Genomic DNA, 19,073 nt, shown 5'->3' with positions numbered 1-19,073 from the left:
GATCGGTGCGGGTCACGGCCGCGAGTCCGGTACCCGGCCCTGCCGAACAGGCGCGGAAGGGCCGGGACTTCGCCGGTCAGGGCTGGTCCTCAGGGCTGATCCTGCTCCTTGACGAGATCGAACTCCCGGAGCAGCTCGCCGACCTCGGTGGCCTCCAGGCGGCGCAGGACGCGCTTGCGGACGAACGCGGGGCCGGGGAGGTCGAGTTCGGCCCCGTCCCGGAGGAAGCTCGCGGCGGCCAGCAGCGTGCGGATGTCGTAGGTGGAGTTGAAGACCTCCGGCACGCCCCGCTCGACGCCGGTCAGCCGGTAGGCGGCCTCCATGCCGGTGCGGACCGAGTACTCGGTGGTGAAGATGCAGTCCCGGCCCGTCTCCGCGAACTGCCCGATGAACGCGAAGTTCACCGCGCCGTCAGGCACCACCGCCGGGCGGTCGCCGGCCCGCCGGGGCAGGAAGAAGGAGGTGATGTAGGGCATCATCACCGGCACGCAGCGGGCGGCGCCGGCGGCGAGTTCGGGGATCTCCGCGACCGGCACCCCGAGGTGGTAGAGCCACTCCCGGGTGATCTCCTCGCCGGTGCACTCCTGCATCGGCTTCTTGACGAAGTCGCCCGGCCGGTCCACGAACAGCGAGTACAGCCACACCACGATCTGATCCGGGGGCTGCTGCTTGAAGTGCGGCTGGCGGTTGACCGTCCAGCTCAGCAGCCAGCCGGAGTCGCGGGCGGTGACGATGCCGCCGGTGACGACCCGGCCGCTGAACGGGTCGCGCTTGGCGATCTTCTGGATGTGGCGGGGGATCCGCTCGTCCAGGGTGGTGACGGTGGCGGACTCCCACTTGCTCCGGGGGATGTCGCCGCAGAACACCTCGGGGTGCCCGAAGGACGGGTCCTTGGCGGCGATGCGGCGCCACAGGTCCCAGGCCGGCGCGGGGCCCTCGTCCAGGCGGGCCGGGGTGTGGTGGTCACCGTTGTCGGAGTTCTCGGTGAGCGAGCCGATGGTGGTGAACACCAGGTCGTCCTCGCCCAGGTCCACGCCGCCCTGCCCGGTGCCCCCGCCGCCCTGCCCGCCGCCCTCGCGCCAGTGGAGGCGGGTCGCCTGCTTGCGGCCCGGTGCGATGTCGAAGTCGATGTCGGTGACCTCCACGCCGAAGCGGAAGGTCACCCCCTGGTCCATCAGCCAGCGCGTCAGCGGCAGCACCATCGACTCGTACTGGTTGTACTTGGTGAACTTCAGCGCCGACAGGTCCGGCAGGCCGCCCACGTGGTGGACGAAGCGGTGCAGGTACAGCTTCATCTCCAGCGCGCCGTGCCACTCCTCGAACGCGAACATGGTGCGCCAGTACAGCCAGAAGTTGCTGTCCAGGAAGTCCCGGCCGAACACCTCGTCGATGCGCTTGCCCTCCAACTCCTCGCGCGTGGCGAGGAAGACCTTGACGAGGTCCTTCTGCGCACGGTCGTTCAACGCGAACAGCCCGTCCGTGCCCGCGTCCCGGCCCTGGCGTTCGGTGACGCGCTGCAGGGAGCGGTTCGGGTCGTCCTTGTTGAGCCAGTAGAACTCGTCCAGCACCGACGCCCCGTCGACCTCCAGCGAGGGCACCGAGCGGAAGAGGTCCCACAGGCACTCCATGTGGTCCTCCAGCTCCCGGCCGCCCCGGATCACGAAGCCCTTCTTCGGCTCCTTGATCCCGTCCAGCGCACCGCCGGGCAGCCCGAGCCGCTCCAGGATCGTGATCCGCTCCCCGGGCACCTGTGCGTCCCGCACCAGGAACGCCGCCCCGGCCAGCGAGGCCAGCCCCGCCCCGACGAACCAGGCGCTCACCCGCTCGGCCCGCTCCGGCCGCCGCGGGCGGGCGAAGGCCTCGTAGTTGCCGCTGCTGTAGTACACGCTCGACTCCTCGGTGGTGTGCTCGGCCGGCCGACGATCCGGGCCCGACCGCGCGGCCGACGAAGGAGCAGCCGGCCGGGCCGTCGGTGCCGCCCCCGGTCAGCGGGGTCGCTGATGCTCGCGTGCCCTCCGCTCCGGTGGGCACCGCGCGCAGGCATGCACCCGGCCATTCACCGTCACGGCGGGGGCGGCCGCACTCCCGGTGGGCCGTCCGGGTGAGGCCGCGGCCGGCCGGGCACGGGGCCGGCTCCCCCGCTCCGCCGCGTTCGCGATCCCCACCGGCGCAGCCGCGACGGCATCGAGGGAGCACGGCCGGGACGTCGGCCCGCCGCCGCCCTGCGGTCCCGTCAACGTGCGGGCGGTGGGAGGCCGGTAGCACCTCGGACCGTGGCCGGGGCGCTGATCCCGTCGGCCGCCCGCGCGGCCCGACGGGCTGGATCTGGACAGCCGGACCGATCGTCTCGTAGCCTCCCAGCGATCATGACACGGAGAGGAACACCACCAGTGACGTCCGTCCAGCCGGCCGACCCCCGGGAGCCGGCCACCAACCTCAGGGCGCTCACCGCTCTGATGACCGCCGGTCTCGTCCTGACCAACACCGCCTTCCTCTACACCCCCTCGCGGACCGTGCTCGGCCTCATCGTCCTGGTCACGCTGGGCTCGCTGGTGGCGTACTGGATCGTGCGCAGCGTCTGGTTCCGGCGCTGCTGGACGAACGCCGAGCTGATCGCGCCCGGACACCAGCGCCTGGGCCGTGGTTGGGCCGCCGGCATCTGGTTCGTCCCCGTGGCGAACCTCTGGCTGCCCCGCCGGATCCTGCTGGACATCCGGCGCGCGAGCGGGCTGGCGGGAGAGCGGCTCGTGAACCTGTGGTGGGGAGCGGGCGTCGTCATGTTCCTCTGCGGCACGACCGCGGTGCTCGGTGACCCGCCCCGGGCCGCCGTTCTCGCCGCGTGCGCGGTGCTGCCGCTCAGGGCGGTGGCCTTCATCCGCATCATCGGCCAGGTCACCACCCGCCAGGTCGAGGCCCTCGGCCTTCCCCCGCTCTCGAAGCTCGGCACGCCGGTCGTCGAACGCGCCGAACCCACGAACTCGCCGGCGCTGTAGGCACGCGGGCGGGCTCCGGGCGGACCCGGGCTCCGGTGGTTCGCTCGCGGCGAGGACGGCCGGGGGTCCCCCGCGGCGGTGCCGGGGAAGCGGGTGACCGACCGCCGAGCGCTCCTCCGGCCCGGGGACGCGGGGCGCGGAGGAGGGCGCGGCGGCGGTCACGCCGACGGCGTGCGGCCGGGGTTCAGGTCAGGCGGCCGACGTGCGCGAGGGCCCGCTTGAGCAGCGCCCCCTGCCCGCCGGGCATGTCCTGCTGCACCAGCGGCGACGCGGCCTCCTCCGGGCTGAACCAGACGAGGTCGAGTGCGTCCTGCCGCGGCCGGCAGTCACCGGCCACCGGGATGATGTAGGCGAGGGACACCGCGTGCTGCCGGGGGTCGTGGAACTCGGTGGTGCCCAGGGTCGGGAAGTACTCGGCGACGGTGAACGGCTGGAGCGAGGCCGGGATCCGGGGCAGTGCCACCGGGCCGAGGTCCTTCTCCAGGTGCCGCAGCAGCGCGTCGCGGATCCGCTCGTGGTACAGCACCCGGCCCGAGACCAGTGTGCGGCTGACCGTCCCGTCCGGCCCGATGCGCAGCAGCAGACCGATCTGGGTGACCTCGCCGGCGTCGTCGACGCGCACCGGTACGGCTTCGACGTAGAGGATCGGTATCCGGGCCCGCGTGGTCTCGAGTTCCTCGGGGGCGAGCCAGCCTGGCTTGGTATCCGTCATGTCAGACATTCGCTGATCGTACGTTCCCCCGCCCTCCCCCGGCTGCTGCCCCGCTCGGTGGCCCGTCCGGAATCGGTCGCCGGGGCGGGCGGGCCCCGAGCCGGCCGGGTGGACGCCGCTCAGCCGGCCACCCGCACCACGTACTTCCCGGTGGCCCGGCCGGCCGCCATGGCGTCGTGGGCGGCGGGAACGTCGGCGAGGCCCGGCAGTTCGCCGACCGGCAGGGTGAGCCGGCCGTCCGCGAGCAGGTCGAGTGCCCGGCCGATCCCCCGGGCCAGCCTGGCCGGGGCGGCGGCGGCCAGGGAGCGGTGGCTGAATCCGGTGACGGTGAGATTGCCGGCGAGCAGCCGGCCCAGCGGCGGCAGCGCGTCGACGGCGCCGCCGCCCGCGTTGCCGAACAGGACGATCCGCCCGCCCGGTGCGGCCAGTTCGAGGTCCGTCTCCAGGGCCTCGGTGCCCAGGGGGTCGAGGACCAGGTCGACGCCGTGCCCGCCGGTGGCGGCCCGGACGGCCTCGCTCAGCCGCTCGTCGCGGGCGAACGCGGCGTGGTAGCCGGAGGCCACGGCCGCGGCCGCCTTCTCCGGGCGGCCGACCGTGCCGATCAGCCGGCCGCCGCCGAGCAGTGGCACCAACTGGGCGACCGCGGCGCCGATGCCGCCGCCGGCCGAGTGCACCAGGACGGTGTCCCCGGCGGTGAAGCGGCCCGCGTCGGTCAGCAGCAGCAGAGCCGTCGCCAGGCCGAGCGGGACGGCCGCGGCCTCGCGCAGCGCGACCCCGGCCGGGAGCGGCACGGTCAGCGCGGCCTCGGCGACCACCACCTCGGCCAGGCCGCCGCCGACCGGCGCGGCCACCACCGGATCGCCCTCGGCCAGGCCGACGACGCCTTCGCCGACCGCCCGGACCCTGCCGGAGACCTCCTTGCCCGGACGGTACGGCCAGGCGCTCACGTACCCGGCATCGCCCCGACGGGCCATCACGTCGACGAAGTTCAGCCCCGCGTAGGCCACCTCGATCGACACCTGACCCGGGCCGGGGTGGACCGCCTCGACCTCCACCACCCGCGAGTTCTCGGCTCCACCGGGTGCGGTCATCACCAGTGCGCGCATGTCGGACCCCCTCCAGCTACGATGTTCGACGAACGACGAAATTAGTATCACGCAATTTCGACGACTGTCGAACAACGGAGGTCCGCCCGTGCCCCGCAGCAGCCGACGCCGCACCCCGCCGGCGCACCCCGCGGCCGAGGACATCGACCTGTTGGACGTGCTGCACGCCCTGTCCGACCCCACCCGGATGACGATCGTGCGCGTCCTGCGGGCCGAACCCGAACGGGCCTGCGGCACCTTCCCGGTGGACGTCGCGCCGTCCACGCTCAGCCACCACTTCAAGGTGCTGCGCGAAGCCGGTCTGATCCAGCAGCGCGAGGAGGCCAACCGGCGGCTCACTGCGCTGCGCGGCGCCGAGCTGGAGGAGCGGTTCCCGGGGCTGCTCGACACCGTCCTCACCGCCTACGACCGCACCGCGGAAGCCCCGGCCTGAGCCGCCACCACCTTCCGGGCGGCGCCCCGGAACCCCCGGGCCCGGTCGGCGTCGGCGCGCGCCGGAGTCCGCTGCCGCGCACGGCCGCTCCGCAGGGGCCGGACCGGCGCTCGGGCCCGCCCGCGCATCCGTCTGCCAGAATCGCGGCATGACCGAGCACGCCGACGACCGCGGTTACCTGCTGGCCAACAAGCAGGCGCAGGCGGGTGTCCGGTTCGGCGCCCTGGCCGAGCTGTTCGACCCGGTGACGTTCCGCCATGTCGACCGGCTCGGCATCGGCGCCGGCATGCGGTGCTGGGAGGTCGGCGCCGGCGGCCCCTCGGTGCCGCTCGGGCTGGCCCGACGGGTCGGCCCGACGGGTGCGGTGGTCGCGACCGACATCGACGTGTCGTGGACCGAGGGCATCGCCGGCGGCACGATCGAGGTGCTGACCCACGACGTGGCCGCCGACCCACCGCCGCCCGGCGGCTTCGACCTGGTGCACGCCCGGCTCGTCCTGGTCCACGTCTCCGACCGCGCCGAGGCCCTGCGCCGCATGGTCCGGGCCCTGCGGCCCGGCGGGCGACTGCTCCTGGAGGACGCCGATCCCGCACTGCAACCGCTGCTGTGCCCGGACGAGTCGGGGCCGGAGCAGCGGCTCGCCAACCGCTTGCGGGCCGGCTTCCGCACCCTGATGGCGGCGCGCGGCGCGGACCTCGCGTACGGGCGCACCCTGCCGAGGGTGCTGCGCGAGGCCGGCCTGGAGGATGTTCAGGCCGATGCGTACTTCCCGATCACCTCACCGGCGTGCGCCGTGCTGGAGGACGCGACGGTGCGGCAGATCCGCCACCATCTGGTCCGGGAGGGCCTGGCCACCGAGGAGGAGATCGACCGGCACCTGGCGAACGTCGCGGCCGGGCGGCTCGACCTGGCCACCGCGCCGATGGTCTCCGCCTGGGGACGCCGCCCGTAGCCGTCGGCCGCCCGGGGAGGCGCCCCTGGCCGACGGCCGTCCCGGGGTCACTCGTGGCCCCGGGCGTCCGGATGCTCGCCACGCCCTGACGGCCAACGGCCGCCGGGGCGCGGGAGGGTCGGTGGATCCGACCTCCCGCGCCCCGGCGTCACCGAGTGCTCAGCTCTTCTTGGCGAAGCTCTTGATCTCCTCGAAGTCCATGCCGAGACCGTTGAAGAGCCGGACCTGCTCCTCGGGGATGCCGAGGCCGGTGAGCTCCTTGACCTGGGCGTCGGTCAGCGGCTTGCCGGGGGCGAGGGGCTCGCCGGGGGCGTCCTCGTCCTCGCCGGCGCCGGCACTCGCCAGCGCGAGCACCGCGTTCCGGATGTCCTTGTCGGTGATCCTGACCGCGTCGGCGGGCGCCTGGACGGTCGGGGCGGACTCGTTGAACGCGAGCTTGACCGGGAAGGGGTTGCCCGGGCCGGCCTTGGGCTCCAGCTGCGCGAGGTCGAAGGTGGCCGAGGAGAACTTGCCGCCCTTCAGGTACAGGTCGACGCCGATCTTGGTGTCGGGCAGGTCGGCCGGGGCCTTGGTGGGGAGCTTCTCGAACTGCTCGGGGAGCTTCGCGGACAGCGGCTTGAGCGCCTTCAGCAGCTCGTCGGTCAGCTGGCGGGCCGGCGCGCTCACCAGGAGGTGCTCGGCGCCGTCCTTCTTCCCCTTGTCGTCGAAGGTGACGGTGCGGGAGAAGACGTCCTTCAGCGAGGCGGTCAGCTGCTTGGCGGTGTCCGGGTCCAGCGTGGGCCTGCCGGACGGGGCGGGCGACGTGGCGGCGTCGGGCTTCTTGGCCTGGTCGGCCAGCTCCTGCAGGTCGAAGGAGACCCACTTGCCGGCCAGCACGTCCTTGACCGGGTTCAGCTCGGCCGGCAGGTCCTTGCTGACCGAGTCCACCTCGGCCGGGTCCTCGCCGACCAGCTTCACCAGACCCTTGGCGTCGGCGCGCAGGTACGCCTTGGCGTCGACCTGGCGGTACTCGAGGAGCGCGGTGCCCTTCTTGTCGGCGAGCAGGTAGGAGACGCGCAGCGACTTGTCCGGCGTCGCCTCCTTGCCCGCGCCCTGCGCGTTCTTGAAGGTGTCGAGGTCCTTGAGGGGCTTGTCGGCCGCCACCGCGACCGAGACGCTCAGACCGGACAGCGCCTCGGCGGTCTTCTGCTCGACCTTGTCACCGGTGGCGTTGCCGAAGGCGACGATCTGCTCGGGCGAGGCGTCCAGGGAGATCGTGAGGCCGGCGGCCTTGCTGTCGCCGAGCTTGCCGAAGGCCTTGCTCACCTTCTGGGCGGCGGTGAGCTGCTCGACGGTGCCGCAGGCGGTCAGGCCCGCTGCGAGGACGGAGGCGCTGACGGCGACGGGCAGGGCGCTGCGCGCGGCCCGGCGGATGACGGTGTTGATGCTGCATCTCCTGTGTGGCTGGGCCTTGTTCACGGGACAGGCCGGTCCCTCCCCCTGTGGCGAGGAGTGCCACAGTGACGTCACATCTGATCACATTATCAACAGCTTGGTGTGCGATTATTTGGGCCGCTCTTGAACATCAGGATGCCCGGCCTTGACCGGCCCGGTGCCCATGCTCCCCACCCGCACCGACCGCGGTCCGGCCCGGGCGGAGCGATCGAACACGGCCGCCCCGGCAACCGTCCGACATGCCGCGCCCGGCCCAAGGTCGCCGACCGGCGGACTCCGGCGCGGCAGAATCCAGGCGGTCGTACGAGCCTGGAGGGCACATCATGGGCGGTACCGCGCAATTCCACAGCTGGGACGTCCGGGAGTCGGGCCCGGCCGACGCCCCGCACCGGGTGCTGCTGCTGCCCGGCGGGTTGTGCAGTACGGCCTTCTACGACGACATGACGGCCGCGCCTCCCCTCGACGGTGCGCCGATCCGGCTGGTGGCGGCGACCGTCCCGGGGCACGCCGGGACGGTCGCACCCGAAGACGTCTCGATGGAGAACTACGCGGCGATCGCCGGTGCCTTCGCGGCCGAACACGGCTGCACCACCGTGGTCGGCCACAGCATCGGCGCCAACATCGCGCTGGAGATGGTGAGCGGCGGGCACTTCTCCGGGCCGGTGGTGTTGCTCTCCCCGACGTTCTCGCGGCCGGACGAGTCCAAGGCGCTGGCGATCGCCGCAGCACTCGGGCGGGTACCCGGGCTCGGCTCGCTGGCCTGGCCGGTGATGCTGTGGCTGACGCCGAAGGCCCTGGCGGACAGCATGCCGGAGCGGCGGCGGGAGGCGCTGATCGCCGACCTGAGGAAGAACTCCGCGTCGTTCTGCCGCCGGGCCATGGCCGAGTACTTCGCCTACCTGGACCGGCACGGCGAACTGGTGCCGCGGCTGTGCGGCTCCGGCGCCCGGGCCTGGGTGGTGCGCGGCGACCGGGACGAAGTGGGGCTCACCGACGCCGAGCACGCCGCGCTGGAGGCCTGCCCCTCCGTCACCCTCAAGGTGGTCCCCGACGCCGGGCACCTGGTGATGCTGGAACAGCCCGAAGCGGTGGCCCGCCTGATCGCCGACGTCGTTCTCGGCCCGGACCGCTGACCACCGCGAACTCCCGGCCCGGACGGGGCCCGACCGCGGACGCCCGGCCCGGACGGCGGGCGAGGGGGGACGGCCACCGTCCGGGCGCGGCGGGCGCACCCACCGCGCCCTCTTCTCACCCCGATTCGCCCTCCCAAACCCCCTCCCCACGGGCCGGCTGCCGGGACGACCGCGATCGGCCCCTCCCCCGGCCCGGGGCCACCGGGGAGGAGCGCGTTCACCGGAGCGGAACACACCATCGGCGGAAGGGCGGCGGAAGGCCGGTCGTTCCTTCGACCGGTCGAACGCCACCCGGGCCGACAGCCGTCCGGACCTCGCGGCCGTCCGCCCGCTCCCGGAGCCGCACGGCCCCGGGAGCGCCGGACACCCGGGCGGGCGGGTTGCCGTCGCCCACCCGAGGACGGACATTCGTGGTGGCGCTGCCGGCCGTCCTCCGCCCCGGGGGACCGTTCATCGGCGCAGCGCCCGGACGGCGTGGAGGTGGGTGTAGCAATGGGCAGGGTGGAGGAGTCGATCGACGTGGACGTGCCGGTCCGCTTCGTCTACGACCAGTGGACGAGCTTCGAGCGCTTCCCTGAGTTCATGGAGGGCGTGGAGGAGGTCAGGCAGCTCGACGACCTGCACGCCCACTGGAAGACGAAGATCGCCGGACTGTCCCGCGAGTTCGAGACCGAGATCATCGAACGGGTCCCCGACGAGCGGGTGTCCTGGCGCACCAGCAGCAAGAACGTGAAGCACACCGGCATGGTCTCGCTGCGACCGCTCGACGCGACCCGGACGCACGTCACGATGATCATGGAGTTCCAGCCCACCGGACTGGCCGAGACCGCCGCGGACAAACTGGGTGTGCTCGATCGCATCGTCAGGGGCGACCTGCGTCGCTTCAAGCACTTCGTCGAGGAGGGCGGCGCCACCGGGCGCGCCGCCCCGGGCGACGCCTGAGGAGTCGCCACCCCGGGCGGCGGCCGAGGATCCGACACCCCGGGCGCCCGGCCGCACCGGAGAGCACCCGGGCCCGTCGACATTTCGGTGGGGACCGAACGGTGCAGGCCGTAGGTTCTCCGGCATGGACCTTTCAGCAACGGGCGTGGCCCCGAAGGACAGCAGGGCACTCGCGGCGGCTTCGACGACGGTGGTGCTGTGGGCGTCCGCGTTCGTGGCGATCCGCAGTGCGGGCGAGCACTTCGGGCCCGGTTCGCTCGCGCTCGGTCGGCTGCTGGTGGGAGCCGTGGCACTGCTCGGCCTGCTGACGTACCGCCGGGAGGGCCTGCCGCCGCGCGCGGCCTGGCCGGGGATCGCCACCTCGGGCGTGCTCTGGTTCGGGCTGTACATGGTCGCGTTGAACTGGGGCGAGAAGCAGGTCGACGCGGGCACGGCGGCGATGCTGGTCGGCATCGGACCGGTGCTGATCGCCCTGCTCGGCGGCTGGCTGCTGCGTGAGGGGCTCCCGCCCAAGCTGCTGGCCGGGATGGCGGTCTCACTGGGCGGGGCCGTGGTGGTGGGCGTCTCCATGTCGGGCGGGGGCGGCAGTTCGGCGCTCGGCATCGCGCTGTGCCTGGTCGCCGCCGTGGCCTACGCGGCGGGAGTGGTCGGCCAGAAGCCGGCGCTGCGCCACGCCAGCGCACTCCAGGTGACGACGTTCGGCTGTCTGATCGGCGCGGTGGCCTGCCTGCCGTTCGCCCCGGAGCTGGTGTCGGACCTGGCGGCCGCGCCGCCGTCCGCGACGCTCGACGTGGTGTACCTGGGCCTGTTCCCGACCGCGCTGGCGTTCACCACCTGGGCCTACGCGATCTCCCGGACGACCGCCGCACGGATGGGTGCGACGACGTACTCGGTGCCGACCCTGGTCGTGCTGATGGCCTGGCTCCTGCTCGGCGAGACGCCCGCGCTGCTGACCCTGGCGGGTGGCGCGCTCTGCCTGGCCGGCGTCGCCGTCTCCCGGCGCAGCTGAACGGAGCCCCACCACCTCGACCGGAGGCGACGGTCGGCTCCGCGGTCGCCTCCGGTCCGACCACCGGACCACCCGCGCCCACGGCAGCCGGCAACGCGGAGCAGCCGCCCGAGCGCCTCCACGACGGGCACCAAGCCCGAGCCCCCTTGATGGTCCCGCCGTCGCCCCCTGGCCCCGCTCCGAACCGGCCGCAGGAAGCCGCCTCTCATCGACCGTGAGGCGCCGTGGTGGGCGCCCCGGTGCGGCGCGGCCGGTCCGACGCGACCGTTGCCGTGTGTGTCCACGACCTCGCCCAATGTTCTACTGTGTTGCTTCCTGATTGATGTTGTTCTGGATGGGGATGCGGCGGGGCGCGACCGTTGGTGACCCCCGCCCAGGCGGGCGGCGGACGCCGCAGCCCGCCCCCGATCGGTAACGATCAGGCAACCCCGCAGGAGCCGGACTCCGGCCGCGCCTCTTGATCTGTGCAAGTCCATTCGCACTCCAGGGAGTTCGCGTCGCCCTTCGCGAGGCCCGCGCCCCGCTGCCGGCAGCGGGGCGCAGCCTTTGGGCGGCGCCGGTCCCCGGATGGCGGTACCGGGGCCGGCCCGCGCCGGTGCACCCCGATTCGTCAGGTCACCGCACACGGTCAAAGGACCACCCATGCACCGTCGCTCGCCCCGGAGCTCCGACCGGTCCGCTCGCCTGCCCGCTCCCCGCGCCGGCGACGAGCGGGCGGCGGAGGAACGCGACACCCCTCACCCCGGGGCGGAGCCGGCGGCGGAGCCCGAGGACGACGCGGAGCTGACGGAGCGCCTGCGCTCGGGGGAGGACGGTGTCGCGTCGGTGCTGTACGCACGCCACCACCCGGCCGTCCTCGCCCACGCCCGCTCGCTCGGCCCCGCCGCGGGTACCGCCGAGGATCTCGCCAGCGAGGCGTTCACCCGCACCCTCGCGGCCGTCCGGGCCGGCAGCGGTCCGACCGGAAGCTGGCGCCCCTACCTCCTCACCGTGGTCCGGAACACCGCCATGGCCTGGGCGAGCGCCGACCGCCGCACCGTTCTCACCGCCGACGTCGAACCGTTGGCCGACCGGAACACCGCCGCCCTGTCCCCCGATCAGATCCTCGCGTCGGCCGTCGAACGCGACCTGGTCCTCGCCGCCTACCGCACCCTGCCCAGGCGCTGGCGCACGGCGTTGCGGCACTCCGTGGTCGAGCAACGGCCGACCGAGGAGGTCGCCGAACTCCTCGGCCTCACCGGCAGCGGGGCCTCCTCGCTGCTCGCGCGTGCCCACGAGGGACTGCGCCGGGCCTATCTGGCGGCCCACCTGCAAGGACCGGACTCCCCCGAGTGCCTCGCCCACACCGACCGGCTCAAGGCACTCGCCCGCCACCCCGCGCGCAGGAAGTCCAAGCTGCTGACCCGCCACCTGGAGGACTGCGCACCCTGCCGGCACCGCTACGAGGAGATGCGCGACATCAATCGAAGCCTTCGGCTCGCAAGGACGGCACTCCTGGGGCCGACACCCGACGCTCCGGACAGCACGGCGGCCGCGCCGGCACCCGGGCCCGCGACAGGCGGAGCAGCGCCCGGGCCCGCGACAGGCGGAGCAGCGCCCGGGCCCCTCGCGGCCGACGCGGGGGACGAAAACTCCTCGGCCGCGAGCAACTCCGCCGGATCCGGATCGCACGCCGGGCCGCACCCGGACGCCGGCGGTTGAGGCACCGTCCCGCGTCACAGCCCACGGATGACCGCGCAGCGCCCTCTGCACATGGGATGCGACCGGCCCCCTGCTGCCCGCTCTCGGCGGCGTCGGTCACGACGGGCGGGCGCCGGTCATCGCCCGCGGCACCGCACACCCGGGAGCGGCGCGCTCACCGGCCGTCGAACAGGTGGGCCAGCCGCGTCGGGGTGAGCCGGACGGAGTCGAAGTCCACGCGGCACCCCTTCCCCACGGGCGACTGGGCCTCGATGCCCACGCGGACCGCACGGTCCGGGCCGAGGTCGAACTGCCGGACCAGCCGCCACGTCGTGCCGTCGGAGGAGGCGTGGAAGGCGAACGCACCGTCCACCCGGCTGATCCGCAGCCACAGCGCCCCGCCCGCGGCCGCCCAGCCGACGGCGTCGTCGGACCGGCCTCGGGTGACCACCGAGTAGATGCTCGGCACCCCGTCGGGCGCCTGCTCGAAGTTGACCTTCGCCCAGTGGTCCCGGTCCGACCGGACGAAGAGCGCGCCGGCGTCCCACGGGGCCTCGAACCCCACGCGGAGGCGGGCGGAGAACTGCCAGTCACCGCTCGGCGGATCGACCAGGGCGATCGCGGCGTTGCTCCGGACCGCGCCGGTCAGCGGGTCGGTGAGGATGTCGGTGCCCGGCTCCGCGAAGACCGACAGCGTGCCGTCCTTCAGGGTGTGCACCGGCGTGGATCCCAGCCACTGCGCCCGCGAAAGGAAAGTGAGGGTATCGAGCTGCATGTCCGACTTCCGACGACAGGGGCGGTGGATGGACGACCGCCCTCGGGCGGGTACCGGGCGGGCGACGCGGCCCGCCCAGGGGTCTGCGGGCGGGCGACGCGGCCCGCCGGAGCATCGTGGCACGGGTCGGGACCCGTCGGAAGAAGCCGTCGACGGCCGGACCGTCTCCGGCCCGCCCCTCAACGAACGGCCACCAGGTCCCCGGCGGGCCTCCCGCCGGTGGGCCGCGGCATCTCGACGACCCGGCACCCCGCCTCCTCCAGCCTCCGGATGACGGCCGCGGCCACCGTGTCGTCCAGGGAGAACACGAAGGGTCCGGGGATCACCACCGTGTCGCACAGCCCGGTCACGGCGGCGCGCAGCAGGTCCTCCAGTGCCGCCAGCGGTTCGGTCGACCGCCGGCCGTTGTCCATGAAGACCGTCGCCTCGCCCAGCCCGGACTCGATCGCGTAGCGGGCGAGCACCCGCCAGTAGTCGAGCAGGTACGCCGTGTCGTACGGGTAGCAGCGCAGGTAGATGGCGGTGGAGCGACTCGCGACCGGCCGACTTCGTCTGTTCATGATCTCTTCTCCCACGGGCGGCGCCCCCACCTCGCTCGATTGGTGTTCCTGCTTCCAGGAAAGATCGAGAACGGGGGCGCGGTCCAGCACTGCGGCCACCCGAAAAGCCCGCGAGTGCGCCGAACCCTAGGTACTCCCCCGCGTAGTCATGGGTAGTGGCCGGCCCGCCGTCGCCGAGGGTGTCCGCCCCACTCCGACCGGATAACGATCGCGCAACGCAACGGGATGCCGACGGTGGTTCCGGCTCCACCAGTTCGAGTCCCCGGCCACGAGGAGTGTGCTGTGCCGTCGCGCCGTGCCGTGCCGTCCCGTCGTGCCGCCGACGCCGTGATCCGTTGCCGGACCCCCGCCGGTACCGGGAGCGGACCGGACCGGGTACCCGCCGCACGCACCCGGGGAGCACCGCGCCGCGCCCGACCGCGCCCCGCCCGACCGCCGTGCGACGGACGGCGGCCCCGGCCCACCGCGTCCTGACCCGACACCACAGCGCACACGTCTTCGACGACGGCGGACACCCGATCCGTACGCGTCCGCCGTCGGCCGATGTCACCCGAGGACCCTCATGTCACCCACCCACAACTCACTCAGCGACGCGGAGCTCGGCGAGCTCCTGCTCTCGGCGTCCGCGCGGCGGACCGCGGCCCGGGAGCTGACCCGCCGCTACGGCGACGCGCTCCTGGCCTACGCCGGTGCGCTCTGCGCGACCCCGCAGGACGCGCACACCCTGGCGACCGCCGCCCTCGGCAGATCGCTCGACTCCTCCCAGCGGGGCGAGCTCCCCGGTCCGTCCTGGACCTGCCGGCTGTTCGCCGAGGCCCGCCTGCTCGCCGCCGCCTGGGCCGCCACCGGACGGGGCGGCGACCTGTCACCGGACTTCCGGGCCTGGCTGGCCGTACGCAAGGCGCCGCACCAGAGCTACCGCGATGTCGTCGCCACCGCCGAGGAGAACAGTCCGCTGCTGGGTGCGCTGGAGCAGCTCCCGGACCGCACGGTCACCCAGCTGTGGCGGGCGCTCACACCGGGCCCCGGAGCCGGCCCGGCACCGGCCGCGGACGCGGTGCCCCCGCCGGCGGCCCGCCGGGGCCTCGCCGACGCGTACATCCGGGTCCACGCCGTCGGGGCGCCCGATCGGCGGTGCCGGCACCTGGCAGCCCTGCTCTCGGAGACGGCCTCCGGCGGCACGGCCGCGTCCACCGAGCTCGCCACCCACCTGCCGCGGTGCCCCCGCTGCCACCGGGCACTGGACGACCTGCGGGCCGTCCACCGCTGGGAGGCCGACCACCTGCGGGACGCTCTGCTGCTCCGCTTCCGGGCCTCGGTCGCCGGGCGGACCACTGCCCTGCTCACCACCGCGCCGGAGGCCCCGGGGCCGGGCCCCGCGGACGCACCGGCACCGCCCCGCGAGGAGTCGTCGGCCGAGGTCGTCATCGGCGCCGCCCACCGCCGGACCGACAGACCGGCCCGGCACGAGGCGGCGCGCCGTCGCCTCGCCATCGGGGCCGCCGGCCTCGGGACGGTCGCGCTGGCGCTCGGCCTGGCGATGGCCGAGCCACCAGCGGTCGACGTCACCGGCTCGCCGGTGCCCGACCGGGTCCCGGTCACCGGCCCGGACGTCATCGGCCCGGACCCGGCCGCCCCGGGCACGGCAGGCCCGAGCGCCGCACCCGTCCCCCCGACGAGCGCAGCACCGACGGTCAGGCGGACGCCGACTCCGGGCCGGAGTACGCCGCGCGCCCCGACCGGCACCCGGCCCGCCCTCCCGCCCGCACCGTCCGCCCCCGAACCCGCGGCCGCACCGGGTGCAGTGAGCACACCGAGCACACCGGCCACGCCCAGCGCACCACCACCGGTCACCCCGTCCTCGCCCCCGTCCGCCGCGCAGACCGCCACGGCGTTGCCCTCCGCCCGGGCACTCCGACGGGGCGACAGCGGACCGGACGTGGTGGCGCTGCAGAAACTCCTGGTCGAGGCCGGGTGCGCACCGACCGACCCGACGTTCGCGCGGGGCCGCTTCGACGCCGCCACCGAGCGTTACCTCGCCGATTTCCAGCAGGCCGCCGGGGTCGGCGGTGAGGAACGCAATCTCGTCGCGTACGGCGCCCGCACCAGGGCGGCCCTCGAACAGGCGATGGCGGGGCCGCGGTGCCGGCCCGGGCAACCGGGCCGGTGACCGGCCACCCGGGCGATCGAGTGATCCGCGGCTGGCCGGGAGAAGACGGTGACCGTGATCTCCTCAGTGCCACGGCAGTTGGCACCCGGCCACTCGCCTGCGCCCCACCGGCGGACGCGGCCGAGGCGTCGGCGCAGCCTTCGGGACCGCCCGCCGGGTGAGAACGAGAAGGCCGACTCCCGCGCCGGCCACGTCGCTGCCGGCGGGATCCACCCGGACCCCGCCGGCGGCGGCCGCGACGGATCGCATTCGGCCATCCCCCCACCACCACCGCGGCCGCCTCCCGACGCGATTGACCCCTGGAACCCGCCCCGACGCCACGCCGGCCGACGGCGCCCCCGCACGCCCTCCGACCAGTCCCCTGCCAACGCCGCCGACGACGCCGCAGGGCGCGGCCGGGGCCGGCCGACCCGCCGCCGGCGACGCGCGCCTTTCGGCCGATCCGGAGCGGCCGTGATGACATGTCCGCGCAAACATGGCACGCTGCTGCCAGCCTGACGCATACTCACGCATGCTGTGGACAACGGCAGTTGAGTGCGTGGCGCCGTCCTGACCACCCACTGGACACCCTCTCCGGCTCGTCCGGGCCCCACCGGTCGAGTTCCCTGCCGCCTTGAGGAGTTCCGTTGAAACGTTCCCCCCACACGGCTGCCGCCACGAGTGCCCTGATACTCGGCGTCGCCCTGGTCGCCGTCGCCCTGCCCACCGGTACCGCCGGTGCCACGCCCGGAGCGGACACCACCACCGTGACCGCGGCCGAGCGCGCCGGTGCCGGTCGGGCCACCCCCGGGGGCGCCGCTCCCCGGGCGGGTGCCCTGTCGGCGGCGCTGAACCCCGACCAGCAGGCCGCGCTGCTGGCCGATGCCCGGTCGCGCCGGTCCGGCACCGCCGAGGCCCTGGGCCTGGGCGCCGAGGAGGAGTTGCTGCCGAAGTCCGTCACCGTGGACGCGGACGGCACGCGGCACACCCGCTACGACCGCACCTACGCCGGGCTGCCCGTCCTCGGCGGCGATCTGGTCGTCCACACGGCCGCGGACGGCACCGTCAAGGGCGTCGACAAGGCCACGGACGCGACCATCGCGGTGACTTCCGGTCTCGCGGGGGTCACCGCCGAAACCGCCAACGCCCGCGCCCTGGAGCGCGCCAGGGCCGCGGGCGCGAAGGACCCGAAGGCCGAATCCGTCCGCAAGGTGGTGTGGGCCGCCTCCGGTACCCCGGTGCCCGCCTGGGAGAGCGTCATCGGCGGCCTGCAGCACGACGGCACCCCGTCGGAGCTGCACGTGATCACCGACGCCGGCACGGGTGCCGAGCTGTTCGACTACCAGAGCGTCAAGAACGGCATCGGCAACAGCCAGTACTCCGGCCAGGTCACCATCGCCACCACGGAGGCCGACGGCACCCACACCCTGACCGACAACACCCGCGGCGGGCACCGCACCTACGACCTGCAGCACACCGAGGACGACCGGGCCACGGGCACCCTGTTCACCGACGCCGACGACGTCTGGGGCAACGGCCGGCCCGACCAGACGCAGACCGCCGGCGTCGACGCGGCCTACGGCGCCCAACTGACCTGGGACTACTACAAGAACGTCCAGGGCCGCGACGGCATCAGGAACGACGGCGTCGCCGCCACCAGCCATGTGCACTACGGCACGGGATACGCCAACGCGTACTGGTGGGACGCCTGCTTCTGCATGACGTACGGCGACGGCGACTACGACGCCAGGCCGCTCACCTCCATCGACGTGGCCGCCCACGAGATGACGCACGGGGTGACCTCGAACACCGCCGGCCTGATCTACCGCGGCGAGTCCGGCGGCCTGAACGAGGCCACCTCCGACATCATGGCCACCGCCGTGGAGTTCTGGGCCGGCAACGCCGCCGACCCGGGCGACTACCTGATCGGCGAGAAGATCGACATCAACGGCGACGGCACCCCGCTGCGGCACATGGACAGGCCCTCCAAGGACGGCGCGTCCGAGGACTCCTGGTTCTCCGGCATCGGCTCCACCGACGTCCACTTCTCCTCCGGCCCGGCCAACCACTGGTTCTACCTGGCCTCCGAGGGCAGCGGCGCCAAGCGGGTCAACGGCATCGACTACGACTCGCCGACCTCCGACGGCCTGCCGGTGAACCCGATCGGCCGCGAGGCAGCCGCAGGTATCTGGTACCGGGCGCTCAGTACCTACATGACCTCCGCCACCGACTACGCCGGTGCCCGCACCGCCACCCTGAAGGCCGCCGCCGACCTGTACGGCGCCGACAGTGCCACCTACCGGAACACCGCCAACGCCTGGGCCGCCGTCAACGTCGGCCCCCGCATCACCACCGGCGTCACCCTGGTCAGCCCCGGCGACCAGGTCACCCGGACCGGTACGGCGGTGAACCTCCAGACCGAGGCCGGCAGCAGCAACCCCGGGCCGCTCACCTACACCGCCACCGGCCTGCCCGCCGGCCTGACGATCGACGCCGCCAGCGGCCTGATCTCCGGCACCCCGACCACCCAGGCCACCAGCACCGTCACGCTCACGGCCACGGACTCCACCGGCGCGTTCGACGTCCTGTCCTTCTCCTGGATCACCTACACCATCGGCCAGTGCGCCACGGCCCAGCAGTTCGCCAACCCCGGCTTCGAGTCCGGTCCCGTTGACTGGCGCGCGTCGAACAGCAGGACCATCGACTCCACCAACCCCTACACCCTCCCGCGCAGCGGCTCGTGGAAGGCCTGGCTCAGCGGGCACGGCAGCACCACCACCGACACGCTGTCCCAGACCGTCCACATCCCCTACGGCTGCCGCGCCACGCTGTCCTTCTGGACGGCCATCAGTACCGACGAAGGCACCACCAAGGTCCCGTACGACACGCTGACCGTCCAGGCCGGCGACACCGCGCTGGCGAGCTGGTCCAACCTGGACGCGACCACCGGCTACGTCCGCCGGAGCGTCGACCTGTCCGCCTACGCCGGACAGTACGTCACCGTCCGGTTCGTGGGCCGGGAGGACCTCGCGGCCCGGACCACCTTCCTGATCGACGACACCGCGCTCACCCTCGGCAACTGAGCGACCCGGCGCAGCCGTTGGCCGATCCCGTGCGCGCACGGGGGGGGGCGCCGGGGGGGCCCCGGGGAACGAATCAAGCCGCGCGGGGTCCGTGCCCGCGCGGGCGCGAGCT

Annotated in this window: 15 protein-coding genes; 9 read left to right on the top strand and 6 right to left on the bottom strand. The window is 74.0% G+C overall.

Going from position 1 to position 19,073, the window contains the following annotated elements; translation table 11 throughout:
• Window positions 1-89: 89 nt before the first annotated feature.
• Window positions 90-1,886, bottom strand: a complete 1,797-nt coding sequence (locus ACWDRR_RS38415) for an oleate hydratase (protein ID WP_449776925.1) — start codon at window positions 1,884-1,886, stop codon at window positions 90-92.
• Between the two features lie 504 nt (window positions 1,887-2,390).
• Here ACWDRR_RS38415 and ACWDRR_RS38410 point away from each other — a divergent pair.
• Window positions 2,391-2,993, top strand: a complete 603-nt coding sequence (locus ACWDRR_RS38410) for a DUF4328 domain-containing protein (RefSeq protein WP_449776924.1) — start codon at window positions 2,391-2,393, stop codon at window positions 2,991-2,993.
• 184 nt (window positions 2,994-3,177) lie between these two features.
• Here the strand turns inward: ACWDRR_RS38410 and ACWDRR_RS38405 are convergent, their stop codons facing one another.
• Both ACWDRR_RS38405 and ACWDRR_RS38400 read right to left on the bottom strand, forming a co-directional pair.
• Entirely contained in the window at window positions 3,178-3,705 is a 528-nt protein-coding gene (locus ACWDRR_RS38405; RefSeq protein WP_449776948.1) for an NUDIX hydrolase family protein, read from the bottom strand.
• Window positions 3,706-3,824: 119 nt separating this feature from the next.
• On the bottom strand, window positions 3,825-4,811 hold the full coding sequence (locus ACWDRR_RS38400) for a quinone oxidoreductase family protein (RefSeq protein WP_449776923.1): 987 nt from the start codon (window positions 4,809-4,811) through the stop codon (window positions 3,825-3,827).
• Window positions 4,812-4,899: 88 nt separating this feature from the next.
• On the opposite strand from ACWDRR_RS38400, the gene ACWDRR_RS38395 reads away from it, so the two are divergent.
• Both ACWDRR_RS38395 and ACWDRR_RS38390 read left to right on the top strand, forming a co-directional pair.
• Entirely contained in the window at window positions 4,900-5,244 is a 345-nt protein-coding gene (locus ACWDRR_RS38395; RefSeq protein WP_449776922.1) for an ArsR/SmtB family transcription factor, read from the top strand.
• 148 nt (window positions 5,245-5,392) lie between these two features.
• A complete protein-coding gene (locus ACWDRR_RS38390; RefSeq protein ID WP_449776921.1) occupies window positions 5,393-6,196 on the top strand; it encodes a methyltransferase domain-containing protein in 804 nt (267 codons plus the stop codon).
• 159 nt (window positions 6,197-6,355) lie between these two features.
• On the opposite strand, the gene ACWDRR_RS38385 is transcribed toward ACWDRR_RS38390, so the two are convergent.
• A complete protein-coding gene (locus ACWDRR_RS38385; RefSeq protein WP_449776920.1) occupies window positions 6,356-7,654 on the bottom strand; it encodes a hypothetical protein in 1,299 nt (432 codons plus the stop codon).
• Between the two features lie 299 nt (window positions 7,655-7,953).
• On the opposite strand from ACWDRR_RS38385, the gene ACWDRR_RS38380 reads away from it, so the two are divergent.
• The 4 genes from ACWDRR_RS38380 to ACWDRR_RS38365 all read left to right on the top strand — a co-directional run bounded on the left by ACWDRR_RS38380 (window position 7,954) and on the right by ACWDRR_RS38365 (window position 12,415).
• Window positions 7,954-8,763, top strand: coding sequence for an alpha/beta fold hydrolase (locus ACWDRR_RS38380; protein WP_449776919.1), 810 nt, complete (start codon window positions 7,954-7,956; stop codon window positions 8,761-8,763).
• Window positions 8,764-9,255: 492 nt separating this feature from the next.
• Window positions 9,256-9,705 carry an SRPBCC family protein gene (locus tag ACWDRR_RS38375; protein ID WP_449776918.1) on the top strand — a complete coding sequence of 150 codons (450 nt, stop codon included), beginning with the start codon at window positions 9,256-9,258 and terminating at the stop codon, window positions 9,703-9,705.
• Between the two features lie 124 nt (window positions 9,706-9,829).
• Window positions 9,830-10,714, top strand: coding sequence for a DMT family transporter (locus ACWDRR_RS38370; protein WP_449776917.1), 885 nt, complete (start codon window positions 9,830-9,832; stop codon window positions 10,712-10,714).
• Between the two features lie 642 nt (window positions 10,715-11,356).
• A complete protein-coding gene (locus ACWDRR_RS38365; RefSeq protein ID WP_449776916.1) occupies window positions 11,357-12,415 on the top strand; it encodes an RNA polymerase sigma factor in 1,059 nt (352 codons plus the stop codon).
• A 154-nt stretch (window positions 12,416-12,569) separates the two neighbouring features.
• Here ACWDRR_RS38365 and ACWDRR_RS38360 read toward each other — a convergent pair whose 3' ends face one another.
• Together ACWDRR_RS38360 and ACWDRR_RS38355 are read right to left on the bottom strand one after the other, a co-directional pair.
• Window positions 12,570-13,112, bottom strand: coding sequence for a DUF1349 domain-containing protein (locus ACWDRR_RS38360; RefSeq protein WP_449776915.1), 543 nt, complete (start codon window positions 13,110-13,112; stop codon window positions 12,570-12,572).
• 236 nt (window positions 13,113-13,348) lie between these two features.
• Entirely contained in the window at window positions 13,349-13,729 is a 381-nt protein-coding gene (locus ACWDRR_RS38355) for a hypothetical protein (protein WP_449776914.1), read from the bottom strand.
• A gap of 562 nt (window positions 13,730-14,291) precedes the next feature.
• On the opposite strand from ACWDRR_RS38355, the gene ACWDRR_RS38350 reads away from it, so the two are divergent.
• Together ACWDRR_RS38350 and ACWDRR_RS38345 are read left to right on the top strand one after the other, a co-directional pair.
• On the top strand, window positions 14,292-15,899 hold the full coding sequence (locus ACWDRR_RS38350) for a peptidoglycan-binding protein (RefSeq protein ID WP_449776913.1): 1,608 nt from the start codon (window positions 14,292-14,294) through the stop codon (window positions 15,897-15,899).
• A 626-nt stretch (window positions 15,900-16,525) separates the two neighbouring features.
• Entirely contained in the window at window positions 16,526-18,961 is a 2,436-nt protein-coding gene (locus tag ACWDRR_RS38345; protein WP_449776912.1) for a M4 family metallopeptidase, read from the top strand.
• Window positions 18,962-19,073 lie beyond the last annotated feature (112 nt).

The sequence above is a fragment of the Kitasatospora sp. NPDC003701 genome (assembly GCF_053587085.1).
This window is presented reverse-complemented; position numbering and strand designations above follow the sequence as displayed.